Origin of the sequence: Streptomyces sp. 2A115, from assembly GCF_052245575.1 — a bacterium.
Lineage (GTDB): Bacteria > Actinomycetota > Actinomycetes > Streptomycetales > Streptomycetaceae > Streptomyces.
This window is the reverse complement of the sequence record NZ_JBQQCG010000052.1, coordinates 59,339-80,607: the sequence shown is the minus strand read 5'-3', so window position 1 is coordinate 80,607 and position 21,269 is coordinate 59,339. Positions and strand designations below refer to the sequence as shown.

23 protein-coding genes and 1 pseudogene are annotated in these 21,269 nt (G+C 69.2%); 6 read left to right on the top strand and 18 right to left on the bottom strand.

All coding sequences use genetic code 11. The features are described from left to right. Positions 1–509: 509 nt before the first annotated feature. Positions 510–590, top strand: a pseudogene (locus tag ACTWQR_RS35380) (ATPase); the annotation flags it as partial. 12 nt (positions 591–602) lie between these two features. Here the strand turns inward: ACTWQR_RS35380 and ACTWQR_RS35375 are convergent. Continuing rightward, entirely contained in the window at positions 603–1,397 is a 795-nt protein-coding gene (locus ACTWQR_RS35375; protein ID WP_443231319.1) for an SDR family NAD(P)-dependent oxidoreductase, read from the bottom strand. An 85-nt stretch (positions 1,398–1,482) separates the two neighbouring features. Here ACTWQR_RS35375 and ACTWQR_RS35370 point away from each other — a divergent pair, with 85 nt between their 5' ends. Further along, positions 1,483–2,334, top strand: coding sequence for a helix-turn-helix transcriptional regulator (locus ACTWQR_RS35370; protein ID WP_443231318.1), 852 nt, complete (start codon positions 1,483–1,485; stop codon positions 2,332–2,334). On the opposite strand, the gene ACTWQR_RS35365 is transcribed toward ACTWQR_RS35370, so the two are convergent. The 6 genes from ACTWQR_RS35365 to ACTWQR_RS35340 all read right to left on the bottom strand — a co-directional run bounded on the left by ACTWQR_RS35365 (position 2,322) and on the right by ACTWQR_RS35340 (position 5,787). Further along, positions 2,322–2,456: a hypothetical protein gene (locus tag ACTWQR_RS35365; protein WP_443231317.1), complete on the bottom strand. Its 135-nt coding sequence runs from the start codon at positions 2,454–2,456 to the stop codon at positions 2,322–2,324. The two genes, ACTWQR_RS35370 and ACTWQR_RS35365, sit on opposite strands and share 13 nt — an antisense overlap. A gap of 2 nt (positions 2,457–2,458) precedes the next feature. Next, positions 2,459–3,130, bottom strand: coding sequence for a hypothetical protein (locus ACTWQR_RS35360; protein WP_443231316.1), 672 nt, complete (start codon positions 3,128–3,130; stop codon positions 2,459–2,461). 34 nt (positions 3,131–3,164) lie between these two features. Next, a complete protein-coding gene (locus ACTWQR_RS35355; protein WP_443231315.1) occupies positions 3,165–3,731 on the bottom strand; it encodes a hypothetical protein in 567 nt (188 codons plus the stop codon). Next, the gene (locus ACTWQR_RS35350) at positions 3,728–4,177 is read right to left on the bottom strand and encodes a hypothetical protein (protein WP_443231314.1); all 450 of its coding nucleotides are present in this window, start codon (positions 4,175–4,177) and stop codon (positions 3,728–3,730) included. The genes ACTWQR_RS35355 and ACTWQR_RS35350 overlap by 4 nt, the downstream gene beginning before the upstream one ends. A gap of 102 nt (positions 4,178–4,279) precedes the next feature. Then, positions 4,280–5,104, bottom strand: a complete 825-nt coding sequence (locus ACTWQR_RS35345) for an ATP-binding protein (RefSeq protein ID WP_443231313.1) — start codon at positions 5,102–5,104, stop codon at positions 4,280–4,282. Positions 5,105–5,328: 224 nt separating this feature from the next. Then, on the bottom strand, positions 5,329–5,787 hold the full coding sequence (locus ACTWQR_RS35340; protein WP_443231312.1) for an ATP-binding protein: 459 nt from the start codon (positions 5,785–5,787) through the stop codon (positions 5,329–5,331). Positions 5,788–6,202: 415 nt separating this feature from the next. Here ACTWQR_RS35340 and ACTWQR_RS35335 point away from each other — a divergent pair, with 415 nt between their 5' ends. Genes ACTWQR_RS35335 through ACTWQR_RS35325 form a run of 3 tightly spaced genes read left to right on the top strand, consistent with a single transcriptional unit; the run spans position 6,203 to position 8,607 of the window. Beyond that, entirely contained in the window at positions 6,203–7,516 is a 1,314-nt protein-coding gene (locus ACTWQR_RS35335) for an XRE family transcriptional regulator (protein WP_443231311.1), read from the top strand. Positions 7,517–7,522: 6 nt separating this feature from the next. Further along, on the top strand, positions 7,523–8,044 hold the full coding sequence (locus tag ACTWQR_RS35330; RefSeq protein WP_443231310.1) for a GNAT family N-acetyltransferase: 522 nt from the start codon (positions 7,523–7,525) through the stop codon (positions 8,042–8,044). Between the two features lie 8 nt (positions 8,045–8,052). Next, positions 8,053–8,607, top strand: coding sequence for a GNAT family N-acetyltransferase (locus ACTWQR_RS35325; RefSeq protein ID WP_443231309.1), 555 nt, complete (start codon positions 8,053–8,055; stop codon positions 8,605–8,607). Between the two features lie 384 nt (positions 8,608–8,991). Here the strand turns inward: ACTWQR_RS35325 and ACTWQR_RS35320 are convergent, their stop codons facing one another. From ACTWQR_RS35320 to ACTWQR_RS35310, 3 genes are all read right to left on the bottom strand, one after another. After that, positions 8,992–10,662, bottom strand: coding sequence for a DUF2637 domain-containing protein (locus ACTWQR_RS35320; protein ID WP_443231320.1), 1,671 nt, complete (start codon positions 10,660–10,662; stop codon positions 8,992–8,994). A 134-nt stretch (positions 10,663–10,796) separates the two neighbouring features. Beyond that, complete coding sequence (locus ACTWQR_RS35315) at positions 10,797–14,171, bottom strand: LysM peptidoglycan-binding domain-containing protein (RefSeq protein WP_443231308.1); 3,375 nt, start codon at positions 14,169–14,171, stop codon at positions 10,797–10,799. Positions 14,172–14,179: 8 nt separating this feature from the next. Further along, a complete protein-coding gene (locus tag ACTWQR_RS35310; RefSeq protein ID WP_443231307.1) occupies positions 14,180–14,683 on the bottom strand; it encodes a pilus assembly protein TadG-related protein in 504 nt (167 codons plus the stop codon). A gap of 60 nt (positions 14,684–14,743) precedes the next feature. On the opposite strand from ACTWQR_RS35310, the gene ACTWQR_RS35305 reads away from it, so the two are divergent. Continuing rightward, entirely contained in the window at positions 14,744–15,073 is a 330-nt protein-coding gene (locus tag ACTWQR_RS35305; RefSeq protein WP_443231306.1) for a hypothetical protein, read from the top strand. Between the two features lie 20 nt (positions 15,074–15,093). On the opposite strand, the gene ACTWQR_RS35300 is transcribed toward ACTWQR_RS35305, so the two are convergent. The 8 genes from ACTWQR_RS35300 to ACTWQR_RS35265 are packed head-to-tail and all read right to left on the bottom strand — an operon-like array spanning position 15,094 to position 21,266. After that, on the bottom strand, positions 15,094–15,600 hold the full coding sequence (locus tag ACTWQR_RS35300; protein WP_443231305.1) for a TadE/TadG family type IV pilus assembly protein: 507 nt from the start codon (positions 15,598–15,600) through the stop codon (positions 15,094–15,096). Further along, positions 15,597–16,025 carry a TadE family protein gene (locus tag ACTWQR_RS35295; protein ID WP_443231304.1) on the bottom strand — a complete coding sequence of 143 codons (429 nt, stop codon included), beginning with the start codon at positions 16,023–16,025 and terminating at the stop codon, positions 15,597–15,599. Before ACTWQR_RS35295 ends, ACTWQR_RS35300 begins: the two co-directional genes overlap by 4 nt. A gap of 51 nt (positions 16,026–16,076) precedes the next feature. Further along, complete coding sequence (locus tag ACTWQR_RS35290) at positions 16,077–16,265, bottom strand: hypothetical protein (protein WP_443231303.1); 189 nt, start codon at positions 16,263–16,265, stop codon at positions 16,077–16,079. 33 nt (positions 16,266–16,298) lie between these two features. After that, positions 16,299–17,192 (bottom strand): type II secretion system F family protein, encoded by an 894-nt coding sequence (locus ACTWQR_RS35285; RefSeq protein WP_443231302.1) that lies wholly within the window; start codon positions 17,190–17,192, stop codon positions 16,299–16,301. Continuing rightward, positions 17,189–18,106, bottom strand: coding sequence for a type II secretion system F family protein (locus ACTWQR_RS35280; protein ID WP_443231301.1), 918 nt, complete (start codon positions 18,104–18,106; stop codon positions 17,189–17,191). Before ACTWQR_RS35280 ends, ACTWQR_RS35285 begins: the two co-directional genes overlap by 4 nt. A gap of 49 nt (positions 18,107–18,155) precedes the next feature. Beyond that, positions 18,156–19,718, bottom strand: coding sequence for a CpaF family protein (locus ACTWQR_RS35275; RefSeq protein WP_443231300.1), 1,563 nt, complete (start codon positions 19,716–19,718; stop codon positions 18,156–18,158). Then, on the bottom strand, positions 19,711–20,583 hold the full coding sequence (locus tag ACTWQR_RS35270; protein ID WP_443231299.1) for a MinD/ParA family ATP-binding protein: 873 nt from the start codon (positions 20,581–20,583) through the stop codon (positions 19,711–19,713). The genes ACTWQR_RS35275 and ACTWQR_RS35270 overlap by 8 nt, the downstream gene beginning before the upstream one ends. Next, positions 20,583–21,266 carry an SAF domain-containing protein gene (locus tag ACTWQR_RS35265; protein WP_443231298.1) on the bottom strand — a complete coding sequence of 228 codons (684 nt, stop codon included), beginning with the start codon at positions 21,264–21,266 and terminating at the stop codon, positions 20,583–20,585. Before ACTWQR_RS35265 ends, ACTWQR_RS35270 begins: the two co-directional genes overlap by 1 nt. Positions 21,267–21,269 lie beyond the last annotated feature (3 nt).

Genomic DNA, 21,269 nt, shown 5'->3' with positions numbered 1-21,269 from the left:
AACTCTCGGCCTGGCAGAACGCCACCAACACCGACCAACGTCAGGTGGACTGGCAGTTCACCACCCACGATGCACGCATCAAACTGCGCCACCTCTATCCCAAACATTAGCTGCGACAGTCTACTAGTAGGGCTTGGTCAGGTGCGTATTGGTGTGGGTATGTCGCGGTGGCAGGTGGGGCAGGTACCGGTCCAGAGGGCGAGGAGTGTCTGTAGCTCGCGGACGACCTGGCCGATGGTCTTCACCCCACCGCCGCCGCGTACCGTCGCATGGGCAAGCGTTTTGCAGCCCATGCCTTCGCGACTGGCGGTCCCTTCCGCTGAGTGGGCTGGGCTCCACACCCCGCACCAGGTGTGGAGCTTTAACGCTCCTCCGGCCGGAGCTGGGCGGTGGGGGATTCAGGGCACTGCTCGCCTTGTGAAGGATGGGTTCGTGTGACCTCTTCCACGGGAACGTCGGTGCCGGCGTTGGGGCAGCGGGTGTGCGTGCTGCTGAGTGCAGAGCGTGTCACGATCATCGAGACCGGCACCGACTCCTACCGTCTCGCGGGCACACGGGCACGAGCCGAAGGACCTGCCGCGGCAAGCTGACTCCTCTCCCTTTCAGGCGCCGGCGCCGCCGTCGACCGGCAGGATCGCGCCGGTCACATACGAGGCCCGGTCGCTGAGCAGCCACGCGGCCGCCTCGGCGATCTGCCGGGGCTCGGCCATCCGGCCGAGCGGGATCGTCGCGGTCATCTGCTTGACGATGCCGGGAGTCGCAGCTTCCCAGGTGTCGATCATGTCCGTGGAGGTGCCGCCGGGAGTGATGCCGTTGACCCGGATACGGTCACCGGCCCAGTTCACCGCGGCGGTCTCGGTGAGGCTGTTGAGCGCGCGCTTCATGGCGCCGTACGCGGGCAGGGCGGGGTTCGCGCGGCGGCTGCCGATGCTGGAGGTGTTGACGATCGCCCCGCCGCGGCCCTGTCGCATGAGTGCGGCCTCGGCGGTCATGGCGGTCCAGTGCGAGCGGAAGTTCACGGCGAACTGCTCGTCGATGTCCTCGTCGCTGGTGGTATCGACCGGGCCGAACTGCTGCTGGGGGACCGCGCCGTTGTTGAAGGCGCCGTCGAGCCGTCCGTGCAGCTTTTCGACGTGGTCGATGGCGGCGCGGATGCTGGCGCGGTCGGCGAGGTCCAAGGTGACGGCGTCGGCGACGCCTCCGTCGGCGCGGATCTCGGTGATCATGCGGTCGAGGGCGTCGGTGCTGCGGGCGGCGAGCACGACGGCGGCGCCCTCGGAGGCGAAGAGCCGGGCCGCGGCCGCCCCGATGCCGCGGCTGGCGCCGGTGATGAACACAACTTTGCTGGTGAGCAGGCCGATGGGTGCGCTGTCGATGTGGTTGGTGTTGTTCGTCATGACAACAGCGTCGGGCCGCACCCCGGCCGGATACAGGCACAGGCAGTACCAGGATCCGCCGCCGGGCAGAGCGCACACTTGGCATATGGACAAACAGGAGCTCGGGGCGTTCCTCCGCAGCCGCCGCGAGCGGCTCAGGCCACAGGACGTCGGCCTCCCCGCCGGCCCGCGACGCCGGACACCGGGTCTGCGCCGCGAGGAGGCCGCGGTCCTCGCGCACATCTCCACGGAGTACTACATCCGGCTCGAGCAGGGCAGGGCGCCGCGACCGTCGGGCGAGGTCCTCGCCGGGATCGCAGGCGCGCTGCGGCTCACCGACGCCGAGACCGACCACCTCCACGTCCTCGCGGGGACCGCGCCGACCCGTACCCGGCTGCACCAGCGCGACGTCCGCCCCAGCATCCTCGCCCTCCTCGAGCGGCTGCCGCAGACGGCCGCCTTCGTGATGTCCGCCGCATTCGAGGTGCTCGCCTGGAACCACCTTGCAGCCGCGCTCATGGAGGACTTTGCCCAGCTCGCCCCAGAGGACCGCAATCTCGCGCGCCGGGCATTCCTCGGGCCGCAGCGACCTGATGCGACGCTGTACGGGATCTCCGACGCAGCCGAGTTCCGCCACCAAGTCGTCATGGAGCTCCACGCCACCCTCGCCCGCTACCCCACCGATCCCGCGGTGACCGGCCTCGTCGACGAACTCCGCAACGCCAGCCCCGACTTCGCCCGGCTCTGGGCGCGGCACGACGTGCAGGCCGCGCCGATGCTCACCAAAACCTTCCGCCACCCGGCCGTCGGGGAGATCACCGTCGACTGCGACACGCTCACGCTCACGGACCGCGACCAGCACCTCGTGCTCTACAGCGCGCCGCCAGGATCCTCTGGCGCCGACGCTCTGGCTCTTCTGAACGTCCTTGGAGCCGAGGCTATTGATTATCTGCGGTAGCGCCGCAGCCGGCCACGGCGAACACCGTCGCTGGCAGGGAGTGACCTGCTGATCCGGTCGGCCGTGGTCTCCTCGTCCAGCACCGCCACCGGGGTGTCCGCGCCGAACTCAGCCGACGCCAAGGTCAGGTCGGTGCGGTGAGCGCCGCCAGCTCCTGCGTCAGCTCGTCCATGGCGAGGATGCGGAAGGAGCTCAGGCGGCGGATCAGCTGCGAGGCGAGCAGGGTGGGAAGGTTGGGATGCCCGAAGGGCAGGTACTGGTGCGGATTCGCGACGACGTGCACCTGGTGGTCCGCGTTGAGGCCGTAGATGGCGCCGTGGACTCCGTACAGGGGGGCACTCCTCGCGAGGAAGACCATCGGGTCCTTCTCGAGATGCGGGCAGAGCCCAGCGGCGGCGCGAGCGTGCTTGGGGCATACCGGGGGCTGATTCGTGAAGATCGTCGGCTGCGTAGGGTCCTCGTCCCTGGGACCGGCGAGGAAGATGAACCCCAGGGCAGTCCGTGCCGGCCCCTGGCAGACCTGGCAGCGCAGGCTCTGCATGGTCATCATCTGCCGGTAGGGGTGCATGAGCTTCCACTGAGGAGCGCCCGTCGGCATGCCGCGGCCGTCCCTGGGACTGAAGCCGCACCGTGCCCACAGCACCCCCCGCATGGGCCGGTCCCTGGGGTCCTCGTCCGTGTAGTAGAGCCGGGGCCCGGAGGTGTGCCTGTAGATCATGAGGTTGGCCGGCGCGGCTTCCTCCCCCTCCCTCTGCGTGATGAAAGGGATCAGGCCCGGCTCGGTCGAGGTACGCACGCGTCTGCTCTTCTCTCTCATCTGTTGTGGACGGTCACGTCGTTCCGCTCAGCAACGAACCCATGAGGGTTTCGTGCGGTACCGGGCCGGGCTGGAACTGATCGAGCAACTGCCGCAAGGCGATCGGTGGCACGAGCCGGTCGCCGCGGCAGGGCCGAAGCCAGTACGCGCCCGGCGGGTCTGCTGTGGTCATCTGCGGTAGGACGATCTGGTACGGCCGCCCCAGGCACACGCCGTAGCGGCTCGGGGCCCATTGGTCACTCGTGCCGGGCGGGACCAGCCAGCACATCCACGACCTCTCTGGGTCATCGATGACGGGCCCGCAGCCGTCGTACTGGACGTCATCCATGAGGCTGACCACCGCTCGAGCGGCATCACCGGCAGCAGTGACCACAACGTCGAACAGGCTGCCGCCAAGTGGCAATTGCAAGGGGCGCCCCTGTTGTAATTCCATGAGGTTCCGCACCCGGGCGGCGAGATCACCCATGTCCGGGGCGACGTCTTCGGGCCGGACATGGTCTGGCCTGGCCTGGAACGTGGCGGGAGCGGCATCCACGGGAGCTGTGAACTGGTCGATGACCCGCTGGGGAAGCGCGCTCATGCCGAGACCTCCCCGGAGGCGATGAGGACCTGCACGGTCTTCGCCGATTGATCCTCCGTCGGCGTGAAGGAGACCCGGCCTTTGCACTGGCGCACCCACCACAGACTTCGGCGCTCGTCGCTGCCGTCGGCCGGCTCCCACTCAACGGCCGCGGTGAAGTTGGGGAAGTCGGGGGACGGGTCTGTGACCTCGATGAGGACTTCACCCGTCGCGAGGATCGCCAGGCGCAGCACGAGTATGTCGCCGGCGGACACGTGGGCGTGCTTGACCGCGTTGTCCATCAGTACGGATGCGATCCGGGCACCCATTTCGATGGAGCCCGTCCAGCCCGCGACGGTGAGGCGAGTGCGGGTGTGCACCCGGGCAAGACCAGGAGCGTTCTCATCGGCCGTGAACGCCCGCTTCCACTGCCAGCGGGGCTCATCGCGGATGGGCAGTGGGATCACGATGGCGCTGATTTCCTGCTCTGTGACGGCCGGTTGGGCTGAGCGCGCGGGAAGCCGCGCGGGAGACGAGGTCATTGGGGGATCTCCGGACGGAGGGGTGGGTTAGGGGGCTTCGCGGTCGACCAGGCGGAGCCGGACACGCGTTGCTCCCGATAGCGGGACGTCGCCGTCCTCCCCTGGCACGGTGAGGCAGCACCAGGTCGTGGCTCCGCCGTCGCTGGTTCCCCAGGTGCCGCCGCTCTCTCGCACCAGAGCCTCGACGAGCATCAGGCCCCGCCCCGACTCGGCGGTCTCGCCCGCGGCTTCGGGCTCGGCACTGCCGGCCATGCCATCACCGACAGCGATCCGCAGGAATCCGTCCTGGACGCAAATGCTCAGGCTGATCTCCGTGGTGCCGCTGTGCACAAGCGCGTTGGTGAGCAACTCCGAGACGATCACCATCACTTCGTCAGCCATCGCATCGAGTCCGCAGTACCTCAGACGCGCGGCGGCGATCCGGCGCATGATCCCTACCCGGCATGCGTCCTCGCGCCGGGGCGATGCGTCACCGCAGCCAGGGGCGACCTTGAAGCGCTCGTTCATCACGTCGCTCCCGCGGCGGGTAACCGCGCGAGGCGTCCGTAGGGCTGTCGTCGTCATCACGTCCTCTGGGGGAATGCAGGACCGATCGGATGGCGGACGCAGCCCTGCGCAGAGTTCACGCTTGTGCTCGTCCGCCGCTGGTCTCCAGGTGCTCTCGCCGCCAAGCTCGCGGATCAACGAAAGGCCCGTGCTCTTCTGCGCAGAGACCGCCTTGAGGAAGTCGGGGAACTGCGGGCTCGGGTCCGTCACGGCGATCAGCAGCGTCTCGTCTTCGGCGACGACCACATCCAGCACGAGCTCGCCTTCACCGTGCTGCGGTCCGACACGATCGATGACGTTCTTCACCAGCTCGGCAACGATGCGGGTGGCGCCCTCCTGGTCTCCTGGCCGGCTCGTCATCGTGAGCCGTGTGCAGGCGTACGTACGAGCGCGCCGTACCGTCACCGGCTTGATGGGGAAGAGGCGTTGCCACTCCTGCGGACGTTGAGGCCGAGGTAGAGGGGAGCTGCTGGAGCGGTCGGCTAAGCCCGGGGCTGGTGCCGCGGCGGGTTCCATGTCGTCGGTCCTTCTCAAAGGGGGAGGGAGCACCAGGTCGTCGTGCCGTCAGGGCTGACGCCCCAGGCCTCGGCGATGGCATTGACGAGGAAGAGGCCGCGGCCGTCCTCGTCCTCAAGGCCTGCGTTGCTCGGCACGGGAAGTTCGTGAGAGCCGTCCCGCACCTCGATCAGGAGGTGGCTGACGGTGAGGTACAGGCGTACCCCGACATCACCGCGACCGTGCTTGAACGCGTTTGTGACCAGCTCGGTGACAAGGAGCTCGGCGGACTCGATGAGGTCTGGTTGGCCCCAGTGCCTCAGCCCGGCCCGGACGATGCGGCGTACGCGCCGTGGTACGGCTCGGTCTACTTCCGTGATCGTGCCGGCCGTGGAGCCGCTGTCGCGGGCGAAGGACACCGCAAGGCCGGTGCGCACGCCGAGACGAGGGGCGGCACTGGGGTCCGTCTGCACGATGGGCGCAGTCGGTGTCATGCCGAATCCTTCATGCGTCCTCACTTAGCGATCAGCTTCCGGGAGTCAGCACCCGGGGACGATCCGGCCGGACCGCTGGGGAACTGCCGGCGCATCGGGGCCTGAAGACGCCTTACGCGTCGCCGCGGCGAGAAATGCGGTGCGATGCATCTGCAGGCTCACGTGAACTCCTGGCTCATAATTTGGCCTCGCCGGGCGGCGCGGTGGTCGATCCCTTCCCTGGGACCTGCACGGGAGGTGCAGACCTACGCCCAGGGAAGGAATCACCCTCTTCCGCGCCGGTGGATACGACGACACCGGAGTGGTGGTCGGGGCGTCACTCAGGTAACCGCTTATCTCCCGCCTGCTACAGGACAAGTTGGCCTTCGCCTACCTGCAACCAACCGGACAACTTTGCACTCTCATTACCTTTGGCATGGCTGAGGGCTATCCGGACGGCTACGTTCTTCACATGGGAGTGAACGTCGTCTTTGCGGCCCGGTTAGCTGAACTTGGGCTGAATCAAGACGAGTTAGCCGGTCAGATGAATGAAGCTCTTGAGGCGGCGACAGGCAAACCGGGCACTTTCTCCGACAGAACGATCCGGCGGCTCCTCAACGGATCGACGCGACGTCCGGCAGGGAACACCAAGGTCGCGCTGGAGAGGGTTTTCGGCTGCTCGGTGGAAGACCTAGGGTTCAACCCAGCACGCACCACCGCAGCACCGCCGGAGGAGCACGTGCGGCGTCGCCGCTTCATCACTTCAGCAGCAGGTACGGCCGCCGCCGCGGCAACGCCCCACCTGGTGACCCCGCCCGCCCGTGTTGGTATGGCCGACGTTCACAGGTTGCAAGGCCAGATCAACGAACTGACGCTGCTCGACGACCGTCACGGTGGCCAAACGACCCTGGACGACAGCCAGACGACCCTCGTCGAAGACGCACTTACCTGGGCGACGAGGGCTCTCGACCTACAGCAGCAAAGCGTTGCTGGAGAACGGGTGCGACGAAGCCTGTACGGAGTCGCTGCGGACTTCACGGCTCTGGCCGCGTGGTGCTGTATCGACTCGCGTGACCTCGCCCGAGCCCAGAGGTATCTAGAGCGGGCGATGACCCTTGCGGGAATGGCGCAGGACCACATCATCCAGCTCCGGGTGTGGAACTCGATCGCTATGCTCGCTCACCAGCAGAAACGCTTCCCGGACGCCCTCGCAGCGGCTCGGGCCGCCCAGAATCTCCCGATTACTCGCAAGGATCCGTTCTTTGCATCCTTTGCCCATGCTCGAACCGCAATCGGTTTCTCCAACCTCGGGGAGGACCAGCAGGCTCTGCGTCGCATCGGGTATGCGCAGGAGGCTTTGGCGAAGGCGACCCCACTTGAGCGGCCGAGCTGGATCCACTTCTACGGGCCAGCTGAGCTGCTCGCCATGACCGGCATCGTCCAGGAAAATCTGAAGATGCCCGCTGCTTCTGAGGCGTCCTCTCACAAGGCGCTGGCCGCGCTCCCCGCCCGGTTCCAGCGCAACCGGGCGCTCGCCACGGCGCGGCTCGGCCTCGCGCAACTTCACCAGGGTGACGTCGAACTCGGGTGTGCCACAGCGTCCAGAGTCTTCGACATCATGGGAGGTGACCCAATACCCGGTCGGATGCGAACGCTGCTCGGCGACTTCCACCGCGACCTACTGAGCCTGGCGCCAAGATCACCCCGCGCCTACGAATGGGCCGATGAGCTGCGCACGAAATGGAGCTGACGAGTGATGGACCTTCGCCACTACGGGCACGACGACCTGCCCCAGATTCGGCAGGTGCTCCTCGACGTGCATGCCGATATCCCTGAGTACCACGTCGGGAGCGAGTTCGACGAACGCTTCCCATGGTTCGTCGACCACTGGGGCGGAAACCCGGAGTACCACTGTGTCATCGGCTACGACGGAAATGAGCCGGTGGGCTTCGCCTACGGAGCGCCGGCGACGAAGGGGCGCGAGTGGTGGCGCGACACCCCTTATCCGGAACCGGAGAGCTCGCTCACCTTCGCCGTCTCCGAGCTGATGGTGCGTCCGAAATGGCGGAAGTCGGGGGCGGCAGAGGAACTGCACAAGGCGCTCCTGGATGGCCGTACGGAGGCCCTTGCCGTGCTCTTGGTCGACGTCACGCACCCCAAGGTCCAGGAACGCTACGAGAGCTGGGGGTACCAGAAGGCGGGCGAGCGCCAACCGTTCGCCGACTCTCCGCTGTACGCGGTCATGGTGAAGGAACTGCTCGAACAGGCTGCGTCGTAGAGACCCGCATGTACCCGGTCAAGCGTTCCAGCCAGCGCCTGGATCTCCACGAACTCGCGATCGAGGACGTGGACGCGGTGTTCGCGATCTACGGAAGCGCCGAGGCAACGGAGCATCTGTCGTTCGAGCCGCGCTCCCGTGCTCAGGTGGGCGACATCGTGGCCCGGTCCATCGCCTCAGCCACCGCGACGCCGCGCACCGAGTACGCACTCGCAGTCATCGAGCGGGACACCGCCGAACTGATCGGGTTCGGCCGCATCGCCACAGATCCACACCAGCAGCGCGGAGCCACATTCGGCTTCGCGCTGCGCCCGGATGCCTGGGGCGTCGGCTACGGCGTCGAAACCGTACGTCTCCTGTTGGGCCTTGCCTTCGAGGAACTGGGTCTCCACCGTGTCTGGGGCGCGCGCTCTCCTCTCAACGAGGCCTCGGCAAGGACGATGACGGCGGCGGGTATGACCCAGGAAGGCGTCATCCGGGAGTACATCCAAAAGGCCGGGAGGTGGCGTGATTCCGTCGTGCACTCGATGCTGGACCACGAATGGAGCGCTCGCCACAACTAAACGGCTCGGTGCTGCGTCATGAGATCGACTTCAGGGATGAGGTCTGGACGCGGACCGAATCCTCGCCGACAGCGTGGATCCACGCCAGCAGCGCATCGACAGCTTCGGGGAACTGCATCGATCACTTCCGGTGGGATCCCATGGAACATGGTGCCTCGCTCGGTGCCGGAGCGGTTCTGCACCCGGGGGACGTCGTCGCTGTCCGCCGCCTGGGTGCCGGCCCCAGGGCCGCGAGCTGGCGTGGTGGGTCCTGGGGTCCGGTGAGGCGGATAACCCCCGCCAGACGGGGCGCCATCCTGAAATTCCCTGGCTGGTCTGCAGCCTCGAGGTAGTCGCCCGAGTGGGCGTCCATGTCTTCACGCTGCGCGGCTGTGGGGGTTGGTGTCAGGGGAGTGGGTTGTGGGTGGTGTTGTTGTGGTGGTGGGTGAGGGTGTTGAAGCGGCGTTCGAAGCTGTCGAGGTATTTTTTGAGGTGGGGTGGCTGGATTGGTTTGTTGTATTGGGCGGTGATCCCGTGTTTGGTGAGGTCGTGGGCGATTTGGTGGCGGTCGGGGCTGTGCGTGTGGGTGCGGTGTTCTGCCCATACGGTGTAGATCCGGAATTCGTGGAAATAGCGGGTCAGCGCTTTGGGTTTGATGGGCTGGCCTTCGCGGTCGAGGACGTTTCGGTGGGCTAGGAATTGCGATAGTTCGGTGCCTTGGGGTTCGTGGCCGTGTTGGTGTTGGAAGTCTTGCCAGGCCAGGTAGTAGTGGTCGACGGTGGTCAGCTCGGATGGCACTGGCACTGGTGCTGGTGTGCCGCTTTCCGGTGTTTTTTTCAGGGCGGCTTTCACCGGGCGGGCGTGCTGGGCCTGTGCCGGAAGCGCCGCAAGAGGTTGTGCGGGTTTCTGCGGGGGAGCTTCAACAGGGCTGGGCGGACGTGGGTGTTGGCCGGGTTCTGGTTTCGGGGTGCTGTCCTTGCCGGGCTGGCGGGTGCGGCCCGGGCCGGCCGGGATGGGCAAATCGCCCGCCTTCTGCGGACCCGGTTGGTACGGCTGGGACTGCTGCTCCTCATGCCGCTGCTCGTAGGGTTCGGCGGGGGCGTGCGCGGGGTTGTGGCCGCCCTCGTAGGCGATCTCCTGCCGCTGCGGGGGCGCGAACCGGGGGCTCGTGCCCGGCTCCGGCTCTTGCGCGTCGTCCCGCTGCTGTTGTTGGTAGGGGGCGGGGTTGTGGTCGGGGTCCTGGCGGTGCTGCTCGCTCTGCGGTGCTGCCGCGCCCGCCTGTGCCGCTGGTTTGACCTGGGCGGGGGTGGCTGCGGGGGTGTTGGCCTGCTCCGGCTCCGTCTGCTGCCGGGGCGCCGGAGGCAGCAGCGCCGGCTCGATGCCCGCCGCCGCCAGGCCCGAGGGGGCGGTCTCCGCCAGCGGCACCCCGTAGCGGGCCAGTCTCAGCGGCATCAGGGACTCCGCCGGGGCCTTGCGGCGCCAGGCGCGGCCGAAGCGGGAGCGCAGGCGGGCCTGGTAGACGAGACGTTCCTGCTCCAGCTTGATGACCTGCTCGTAGGAGCGGAGTTCCCACAGCTTCATCCGGCGCCAGAGGAGGAACGTCGGCAGCGGAGAGAGCAGCCAGCGGGTGAGGCGTACGCCCTCCATGTGCTTGTCGGCCGTGATGTCCGCGATCCGGCCGATGGCGTGCCGGGCCGCTTCGACCGAGACGACGAACAGGATCGGGATGACGGCGTGCATGCCTACGCCCAGCGGGTCCGGCCAGGCGGCCGCGCCGTTGAACGCGATCGTCGCCGCCGTCAGCAGCCACGCCGTCTGGCGCAGGAGGGGGAAGGGGATCCTGATCCAGGTCAGGAGCAGGTCGAGGGCGAGCAGGACGCAGATGCCCATGTCGATGCCGATCGGGAAGAGGTAGCTGAATTTCCCGAAGCCCTTCTGGAGGGCGAGCTCGCGTACCGCCGCGTACGAACCGGCGAAGCCGATACCGGCGATGACGACCGCTCCGAAGACGACCGTCACGGTCAGGATCCGGGGTACTGGGCGAGGTTCCGGTACGGGGGTGGCGCTCTTCGCCATCACGCGCTGCTGCTCCTTTCCATGAACGGCCTCATAGGGGGGCGGTGCACGGCGGGTGGTTGACCGGGTGGAGCCGGGCGCTCGGGCGGATTCCCGTGACGCGGGAAAGGCCGGGCCTGACAGCTGGATGGGGATCAGGTGCCATCGGCCTGCCTCGTCGTGGTGGCGTTGAGGAGGTTGTTGATGAGGTGCTCGGTCTCCCTCTCCAGGGAGCAGTCGAGTGCGCGGTTGACCTGCTGGACGCGGGTGATGGCGGTGTGCAGTCCCTGCCTGTTCCCGGCCGCATGCTCGATCCGGCACCAGTCGCGATACAAAAGCTCCGCGGTGTCGTCGGCGTCGAGGCCGGTCGCGATGGCCTGGCGGGCCGCGCTGAGGTCGTGGTGCTCACCCGCGGGGGTGCGGTAGGTGGCCACGGTGTGCGCGACGTCGATGATGCGCGTGATCATTTCCTGCTGGTGGGGCTCGGCCCAGGGCAGGGGCTTGCCTGCGAACGGGCGGCCCCGTACCAGAGTGAGCGCCCGTTCCAGATCGGTCAGGCCCGCCGGCCCCAGCGGCAGCGCACGTTCAACGAGCTGCAGGAAGCGGCTCCAGTCGCAGCGGACACCGGGGGAGAGCCGGTAGGGGTCCTCGCCGGAGCTGCGGCGCGGCACGTAGGGGTCTCCGGCGGGATCGCTGCCCAGACAGCGGCGCAGGCCCTGTAGCCGGGCGTTGAGGGTGCTCGGCGACCACGGGCTGACGGGATCCATGTCGGAGCACAGCACGTCCGCGCTCCGCCCGGGCCGGAAGAAGAGCAAGGCGGCGAGCTGTGCCATCCGGGGGCCGTGGCCGGTGCTGTCCACGCCGGTCACCTCGATGGGGCCCAGGACCCGGATCTCCGGCGCGTGCAGGGCATGCGCCTCGCGCTCCTCAGCCTCCGCCGTCTTGCTGTCCTTGGCGGACTCCTCGTGGGCGTCGGCCTGCGCGGCCTCTTCACCGGCCGGCGTCTCCGCGGGCGCCCAGGGCGCTGCTTCGGTGTCCGGGCCGGGCTCGTCGGCGGAGTGAGTCGATGTCGTGGCGGTGGGCAGGAGGCGAAGTCCGGACGGATCGGTGGTGGCGGCGAGCAGGGCCGGGAAGACCTCGCCGCTCACGTCCGTTGCCGCTGCCGGCGCGAGGTTTGTGGTATCGGCGGTTGTGGGCGCGCTGGGCTCCTCGGGAGCGGGCTGGGCGGGCTCGTGCATCCTGTCGGGCTCGTTGGGGACGTCCTGCCAAGGGCCCTCGGCCGCGTGCGGCGGCTGCCCGGACACCTTCAACGCGGTGGTGATCTGCAGGTAGGCAGCGTGCTCCAGGCGCTGCACCGTGACGTCGATGCCGGCGTAGTGGAGGGTCTGCGGTTCACTGAGGGAGGCGTTGAGGATCTCCGCTTCGGGGAAGTTCGCGGCCGCCGAACTCGCCGGGGCGATCAACGTGACGGGGACCGTGCCGGACCTGTCGATGACCTCGGCGACCTGCCAGGCCGTGTCCGCGTCCAGAGCCGACGCGCACAGCAGCAGATACGGCTGATGCTGGGTTTTTGGCATCTGGTGTGCTTCCAGCAGCCGTTCGCTCAGATCGCGCAACGCGTGCGCGGCCTGCCGCATATGGGCGATCCGCGCGGTGGGCAGCAACTGCGGCAGCTCCTGGCCGAAGCCCACGGTGACGACCTCGGCCTCGGCCGCCCACGGGCTCATCCCGAGCTCCAGGGCAAGCGACGTGCACACCTCGCTGATGTGGACCGGGTTGCCGTCCAGCAGCAACGCGGGCAAGTGCGCGAGGTTGAGCAGCAGAAGGTCACCCGCCTCGGTGCTGCCGATCGTGACCAGCCCCGGATACGGTGCCGGCACCTCGCGGGCGGCCTCCTCGTCCAAGAGGACGGCATCAGAGGACTGGACCCACCAACCGGCCTTCCCGGACACAAAGGGCGCCTGCGCCTCCTGGGAGAGGTCCTCGGGCAGCACCTCCACCGCACGGGTGCCGATCCGCGCAGCTCGCAGCTGTGGCAGGTCCGTGGCGTCTTTCCCGGCGGCCACCTGGTGGGCCAAAGTCCGCAGGGCCACGTCCAGGCGGGCCGTGCCGCCTGGTTCGGCGGCCGCCGCCAACTGAGCTTCTGCCGTGGACGGCTCGGGCGCGATGGCGATCTTCTCGCCCGGCTTGCGACGGCGGCGCTGCAGCGTCCTGCGCAGCGCGAGGGCACCGGTGACGGCTCCGGCCAGCAGCGCGCCGGCGCCGAGAACGGTGCGCAGGTTCAACCGGCTGCCGGCCGGAGCCGGCCCAGGCGACTCGGCGGCAGGGGAGGAGGCCGCGGAGCCGGACGGCTCCGCTGACGCCGACGGGGAAGCGGCAGAAGGGGAGGCGCTGGTGCTGGGCCGCGGCGTCGCGGGGGGCGCGCCTTGCTCCTGACCGGGCTGCCGGGTGGGAGGGCCGGCCGGTGTGCTGGGAGCCGACGACTTGGGTGCGGGCGCGCTGCTGTGGCTCGGTGCGGGTGCCTGCGCATCCCCCGTGCCATCGCCCGGCTTCTGCTCGCCGTCAGGGCTCTGGGTGGCCGGGGGAGTGGGCTGCTGGCTGCTCCCTTCGGCGCCCTGCCCGCTGTCGGGGGGTGGATCGGTCTGGTCGGCCTGGGCGCCGGGCACGGTGACCTGCTGCCCCGCGTAGATCACGTTGGGGTCGGTGATCTCCGGCAGAGCGTCCGGCTGCGGCTTGCCCCGGCTGGCAGCGAACAGCTCGGGCCACTGGTCACCGTCGCCGAGTTCCTCCTGGGCGATCTTCGACAGGTAGTCGCCGGACTGCACGGTGACGGTGGACGCGTGCTCCTCCTCGCTGGCTGCGGCCGGTGTCGAGGGGCGGGCGTCGGTGGGCAGCTTGATGACCGAGCCCTTGGGCAGGTACTGATCGCCGGAAGCGAGGCCCGGGATGTCGGGGTTGAGGGCGGCGATGTCGTGCCACCGCTGCCCGTTGCCGAGATACTCCTGGGCCAGGTCCCACGGCAGTTCCATGGACGAGGTCACGGTGTGCGTGGGCGAGCTGGCGGCGCTAGCCGGCACAGACGTGGTCGGTGCGGCGCTGGGCATGCTGTCGTCAGCACTCTGGGGCGCGGTGACAGCCACGGCAGGCGACGAGGTCGTCGCGGAGGCCGCGGTCGGTGCGAGCAACACGATCCCGCCGACGAGGAACGAGGCCAAGGACTGCATGCCGCCCAGAGCGCGCAGCCGGGGAGCGGAGCGGCGGCGGGCCACGGCGATGATCTCCAGGATCACCGTCCAGGTGAACGCCGCCCAGGCCCCCCAGCCGATGCAGGTGATGGCGGCAAAGAACAGGGTGCCGTCATCCGGGCGCAACAGGACGTCGATGCCGCCGGACAACTCAGTGGGCGGGGTGCCGATCAGCAGCAAGACGTACGGGGTGCCGGCGAGCAGGGCGACGAGGAAAACGAGGCCGAGCAGCGCACGCACCAGGACGCCAACGATGCGCACAGGCACGGGGGTTCGAGACGCCATGGTGGGGCTCAGTCTCCAGCCTGGGTCTGCAGCTGCGCGGTCGCGGATCCCGTCACATCGATGGTTGCCTTGCCGAGCAGCTGCGCAAAATAGGTGCTGTAGGTGTCATGAACGGTGACCGTCATGGTCTGCCCGTCGTCGCTGATCTGGACATCCCCCTGGACGCCTTCGGCGGCGAGGTAGTCCTGGGCTGCGCCCTGCGCGGCGTCCGCGTCGATGGTGATCGCGGTGCCCTGGATGGCCTGGGCGGGATCGAGTTGCTGCCCGGCAGTGCGGGCGGCTTCCTGGGCGAGAGACTCGGCCCGGCTGGAGGAATTGAGGGCTCCGCCGCCGTCGACGAGCAGACCCATGACCAGCAGCAGGCCCACGGTGGTCACCGCGAAGAACAACGACAGGGAGCCGTCCTCGCGGCGAGCTTTCACGGCGGCGAGGCGGCTGTGAAGTAACGCGATCACGATCATTTCGGCCTGTCCATCAACGCCAGCCTCCGCTACACCGACGTCGTCGACCACCCCGGCTTCGGTGATGCCTTCCCGTCCGCATGACCCAGCGCCATCACGGACAATGACGCCATGACACGCTGGTTCCGCAGCCACTGGGCCGAGGAAGACATCTGGTTCTACTTCGAGGTCGACGGCGACGGCTGGGTCACCCGCCAGGTTGAACTCCAAGGACCGCTCGAAAAGCCCATCGCCGCGGCCTCGTTGACCGAGTGGGAAGCTGCCCAACAGGCCGGAACTCTCGCAGATTACGAGGCGACCTTCGGTGTCACGGCGGAGGTTCCCATCCACGAGTGGGATCCCCACGATCCGCCGGAACTCACCGTCGCAGAGTTTGAGGACGTCTGGCTCACAGCACGATCCGTCTGCCAAGCAAGAGCACGCTCGACGCGCGGAGCGTGAACCCACATACCCTCGCGCGCTCACTGCTCAGCACCCACCCTTCGGTTCGTACTCCACGGCACGTCAGAATTCGCGAACCCAAGAGCTCTTGCCCTGTAGGTGTCGATCGGGCTGGTCCATGACGCGGTGAGGGTCTTGGCTCCGGGCAGGCCAGGCAGCCCGATGTCGGACAGGTCCGCGGTGCAGGCGATCGTCGCGGTGACCGTGGCGGCTTCACCGACGTCGGTGGCGTAGCCGGAGGTGCCGACGGCGACGTTCGAGGTCTGGCAGGTGACGCCGTCGCCGTCGAGGCTGCGGGTGACCGCGTCCTGGGCAGCCGACTGCGCCGTTGTGGCATCGCGCTCGAGGGAAGCGGCACGGGCGGCCGCATGGGCGGCGGCATCGACCGCGCCCTCGGCGTCGGTGACCCTGCCGAAGGCGATCATCAGGCCGAGAACAGCGATCAGGACGGGGGCGAGGACGGCCGTCTCCAGCGCGTAGCTGCCCCGGTTGCGGCGCAGCAGCCGCAGCAGGCCAGGGCGGGTCACGGGTTGGTCCAGCGTTCGATCGGGCCGTCGGCATGCTGCGTGACGCGCAGCGTCAGGCCGGGCACCAGTGTGGCGACCTCGCCGGTGACGGTGATGCGGATCTGCTGGGCGGTGCTGCCGCCTGAGGAGACCTGAGAGTCCTTCACAAAGCCCCCGTAGCGGGCGAGGTACTCCTGGGCCTGGACGACTCCGTTGCCTTGGTCGGCGCCGAACTGCCGTCCGGCGTCCACGCCTTGACGGGCGGCGGACTGGGCGACTTTGCGGGCGTGGTAGTAGAGGCCGACCTGGATGGTGGTGAAGGCGAGCGCGAGTACGACCAGGGCGAGGGTGGCCAGTTCCAGGCTGCCCACGCCATCGTCCCGGCCCCAGCGGATGCGCCGGATGCGTCGGTGCAGGGCCCTGCGGCGCTGCGGTCGGCTGTCCACCTCTTCCCCCTTCTCTCATCGTGGCCGCTCTCCTGCGGGTCGTTGGGCTTGTCAGCCGCCCTCGATGATGCCGATCTTCTCCGCGAGCTTGGTGCGGATGGCGACGACGAGCAGTCCCGCACCGACCAGCAGGGAGCCGGCGATGACGGCAAGTTCGGTGCTGGTGGCGCCCTGGTCGCGGGCTTCGCGCATCACCTCGACACGGACACGAAGCCAAGCAGTGATCATCTGGATGTCCATGAGATGGTCGGTCTCCTTTGACGAGGGCCAGGTTCAGCCGGCGAGGATGGTGTTGACGATCGGGATCATCACGAAGGCGAGCATGAGGATCACGCCGAACGTGACGGGCAAGACCATGGCGGCGCTGGCCTCGTTGGCCTGTGCTTTGGAGTCGGCCAGCAAGGCGATGCGCAGCTGGCGGGCCTGGGCCTGCAGGGTGGTGTAGACGGCGGCGCCGTCTCCGGCCAGCGCCAGGGTGTCGGCGGGCCGGGTCAGTTCGGGGATGCCGAGTTCCTCGCCGAGTTGCTTGAGGGCGTCCCACGGGGTGATGCCGGCGAGCTCGGCATGGTCGAAGACGGTGCGCATGCGCTGGAAGATCCAGCCGTCGCCGACTTCGGCGGTCTGGGTCAATGCCTGCGCGGCGCCGGAGTTCGCCACCCGGGCGAGAGCGACACGCTCGAGGTAGCTGGCGGCGGCGTGCCGGACGATCAGGCGTGCGGCGGCCGCGTCCCGTTTGACGTCGCGGCCGGGGCTGAGCCAGAACAGCGCGCCGAGCAGCAGGGACGCGCCGGCCGGGATGACGAACGGGAACGGAACTCCGGCCAGCGCGAGCAGCGCCTGCAGCAGCTGGGGGGCGAGCAGCCCGTACAGGGCGAACAGGACCCGCTTGCCGAGGTGTTCGGCCGGGGAGATCCGCAACAGGCTGAGGTCACGGAGCGGCAGCCGGAGGCGAACCCCGAACTCATCGAGCAGCCGGGCGCCGACCTTCTCCGGCAGGCCACGGGCGCCGTGCGGGGCGGCCACCGGCACGGGGCTGGTGAAGTGGCGTGCGTCGAGATGGTCCAGGACGCTGGCCAGGTCCGGCTTGGCAGGCAGGGCGGCCCGCACGGCGAGACCGACCAGCACGCCGGCGGCGGCCGCGGGAAGCACCGCGTTCATGGGAATCATCGGCCCTCCCCTTCCCCGACGGCCAGGTGTACGGGCAGCGGATCCAGCAGGCGTGGGTCGGGCTGGGTGCGGGCGATACGGCGCAGCCACGCCAGGGTCCACGCGAACAGGCCGCCCAGGAAGGCCAGCACGATCTGCCCGATCGGGCTCTCGTACCAGCCCGACCAGGCGTTGTTGAGCATGCAGCCGATGACCACGATGGTGATGACCACGGAGACCTGGCGGGACGACTTGCGCACGGAGGCCCGGTCGGCTTCGACGTCGCGGGCGTCGGCGGCCTGCTGATGGATGGTGACCGCGAGCGCTTCAAGAGCGTCGGCCAGGCCGGGCCCCTTGTAGACGGCGTGTGATTGGAACAGCAGCACCACGTGGTCGCAGATGCCGTCGGCGAGTTCGCCGGCGAACATCGCGAAGGCGAGCTGGGCGTCCATGCCGGTGCGCAGCCGGTCCGCCAGGCGCTGCACGTTGCCGGCGATGGGAGCGGGCGCGTTCTTCGCGGACGCGCGGACCGTCTGGGGCAGCGAGATGCCCGCGGTGTGCACGCCGGCCAGGTGGTTGAGCCACTGGGCGAGCGCCTCAAGGCGTTCGATGCGGGCCTGCGCGGCGCCGCCGGGGTGCAGGACGAAGGGCAGGCCCAGCACGGCGGCACCGGCGAGCAGTCCGTGCACGGGCCAGCCCGTGAAGGCCCACACGCCCAAGGTGACCACGGATGCTGCGGCGACCAGGTGGCGCCAGCGGTGCTGCCAGTTCTCGGGCAGCTCCGTCCTGGCGCGACGCATCCGGGAGGCCAGGCGCGAGGGCGGCTTTGTGGGGTCGGGGATGCGGCCGCGTACTTCTCGGGCGGCGGCGATCGCGGCGAGGACGGCCAGTACGGCGCAGCAGGCCGCGACCAGAGCGAGCTGAGACGTGGTCACAGGCGGCTCCCGGGCGGCGCGATCCGGTACGGGGCGGGGCAGCGGCCGGTCATGCCCGGTCCGCCAACTGCAGAGGGGATCCCCACCAGTTGTTCGGGTTCCTGGCCAGCCAGGAACGGTGGACCAGGCCGGTGCGCTCCAGCGCGTCGATGAAGGACGGCATGTTCTGGTAGACCGCACGCGGCTCACCCGGGGCGGGAGCGAACAGCTCGGTGGTGGTGGGCCGTCCCGCCTCACCGACGACATCGTGGATCTCGTAGATATGGGAGACGAACCGGTGCTTGCGGCCGCCGATCCCCGTCTCATCGACGTAGGTGAGGTACACCACCACGTCGATCGCGGAGGCGATGAGATGGTGGGCGGCCTCGGTCGCCATACCGGCCTCGGTACACAGCTGCACCAGGCGGGAGATGATGGCGTGCGGACGCCGCACGTGCATGGTGCACATGGACCCGGACCCACCCGCGGACATGGCCTGCAGCATCGGCACGATCTCGGTGGAGCGGACCTCGCCGACGATGACGCGGGTGGCGTTGTAACGCAGCGCGGTGGCGAACATATCGGCGATGGTGACCTCGCCGGCGAGCCGGTCACCCACGGAGCGTTCACCGTTGGACTGACGGGCTTCGAACGCGAACGTGACCGGGCCGGGCTTCGGGCCGGGCTCATCCAGGTAGAGCTCACGGTCGGATTCGAGCGTCACCACCCGTTCAGCCGCAGGGATTTCACGGCCCAGGGCGCGCAACAGGCTCGTCTTCCCGGCACCCATGTCACCGACCACGAGCACGTTCGTCCGCGCCTGGACGCAGGCGACGAGGAACCGCTCCAGCAGCGGGTTGATCGACTGCCACTGCACGAGCTCGCCAATGCCGTGCTGCAGGATGCGGTGCTTACGGATGACCACCGAGGGGCGGCTGGTGAGCAGACTCGCCGTCACCCGGGAGCCGTCGGCCATCCGGAAACCGACCATCGGGGTTGCCTGCGTCAGTGCACGTTCACCCTGACCGGACTGGCGGGCCATCCGGTTGACCCAGGTGATCAGCTCATCGTGGGAGTCGGCCACCGTGTCGATCGTGCGGCGCGGCTTGTCGTAGTACTCCACGTGCGCGGTCAGCCCGTCGACCATGACGTCTTCGACGCCGGCCTCATCGAGGAGAGACTGCAGGCGCCCGCCGCGGAACATCGCGTCGTACACCGCGGTCGCGATACGCGCTTCCTCGTCCTGGCTCAGCGGTGTATTGCCCTGCGCGTACTCGGTGGCCCAGTCGGCGACGGCGGTGTTGGTCAGCGATCGGGCCAACGCGCGCCGGTCCGGCTCGGCCAGGGTGCGCTCGGGGTCGCGCGTGCTCAACTCCGCGGACACCTCGGCCTGCAGGGCCTCGATGACCTCCCAGCCAACCGGGAGGAGTTCCCTGGGCAGTCCCGCCAGCCTGGGCACGGCCGCCGGACTGCTGGCGCCGCCGGGCGCATGCGGTGGGGCCGCGGCGGGCGGAGCAGGGGCAGCAGGCCGCCGCTCACCGAGCTTGCCCGTGAGCAGGTGAGCGATGTCCTCGCGGCCCATCGGGGCAGAGGCCTGCCCGTTGACGCCGGCACGCTGGTGAGTGTCAGCCACGGGCACCTCCGCGGTGGGCCAGGCGGTCCAGAATGCCCGCGAGCTGCGTGTGGGCCTGCGAGGCCGGGTCGTGCTGGTGAACCTGGCGGCGCGCGGCGATCACCTCGAACTGCTCGGTGGCGGTTCGCGCGTACCGCAACAGGGGACTGCGGGCGAAGCCACGCGGAACCTTTCCGCCTGCGGTGAGGTAGGCGGCGGTGTCCGGGTCCCACGGCAGCACGGCCAGCACCGGGGCCTCGAGGGCCTCGGCGACCTGGTGCGAGCGGAACGGCCCGTCCTCGATCAGGAGCAGGCCCAGCGCGCCGGCGCCGGTGCCGTTGTCCTCGAGTTCGGTGCGCAGCGGCCGGATGAGATGGCGGGTCAAAGTCAGGGCCTGCTCGGTGCCGCGGACGGCGAGCAGGACGAGGTCGGCCTTATACAGCAGCGGGGCCGGGGTGAGCGTGGGGTGCAGGCGTCCCGCTTCCAGGGCCAGACGTCCGGCGTCGACGAATACGTCGTAGTCGGCGGATTCGGCCATCACGTGCAGGACGTCGGAGAGAGCAGGCCAGGTGCGGCTGAGCGCGGCGGCCTGGGCGGGGTCGGTCAGCCCGAACAGGGCCCGGCGGTGGCCGGCTTGACCGTCCAGCGGCCACAGGTGCGAGGCGAAGGCGTTGGCCAGTTCGACCGGGCCGACGCGATCGGCTGCCGCGAGATGGTAGAGGCCGTATCCGGCGCTCACCTGGCCCTGCAGCAGTCCGGCGCGGATGGTGCCGCCCGCCGGGTCGCACTCGGCGAGCAGCGAGGGGCGGGCGGAAGCCATGGTGAGGGCGAGCGCGGCGGTCGTGACACCGCAGGACTTCGCGGAGGCGATACAGGTGACGGGCATCAGCTGCTCCGTGGTTCACGGACCAGAGCAACACGGCCCAGGGCGGCGCGGGTGGCCAGGACGGGGCCGTCGTTGAGGGCGACCGCGAGGTTGACCACGACCGTGCCGGTGGCATCGGGGCGGGAGACGGAGACGACGGTGGCGTCGATGGTCTCTGGGGCCGTTGCGGTCTCCGTGGGCTCGTCGCCTTGGCCGGGGGTGGTCACCGCGCGGACCTTGTCGCCAGGCGCGAGCGTTCCCGCGGGCGCCATTCCGCGCTTGATCTGGACACCGACTTGCTCCTGGTCGTCCCCCAGGCCCGATCCAGCGGCGAGTTGAGAGGTCAGCAGCAGGCCGCCCTTGCGCAGGTCGACGGCGGGCCGCTTACCCAGCACGGTGGCCTTCTGGGAAGCAGCGATGGGAGTGAGTCCGGCATCCGCGGATACCTCGGCGACCACGAGATCCGCGGCGGACAGGGCCCGGCCGGCCGGTACATCCCGTGCCACGGCCAGCACCCGTTCTCGATCGCTGGCCGAGTTGACCGCGGCGGCGGCGCCCAAGGCGAAAACGACGGCGAGCACGACGCACAGCGCGATGACCGACCACTTGCGCTCCCGTTTGACCGGCGGGGTCGTGGTGATCGGGACCTCGGGACGGGCCGGGCTCGTCGGGCGCGGCGCCGCCGGCGCGGCGGAGGTTTCCATGAC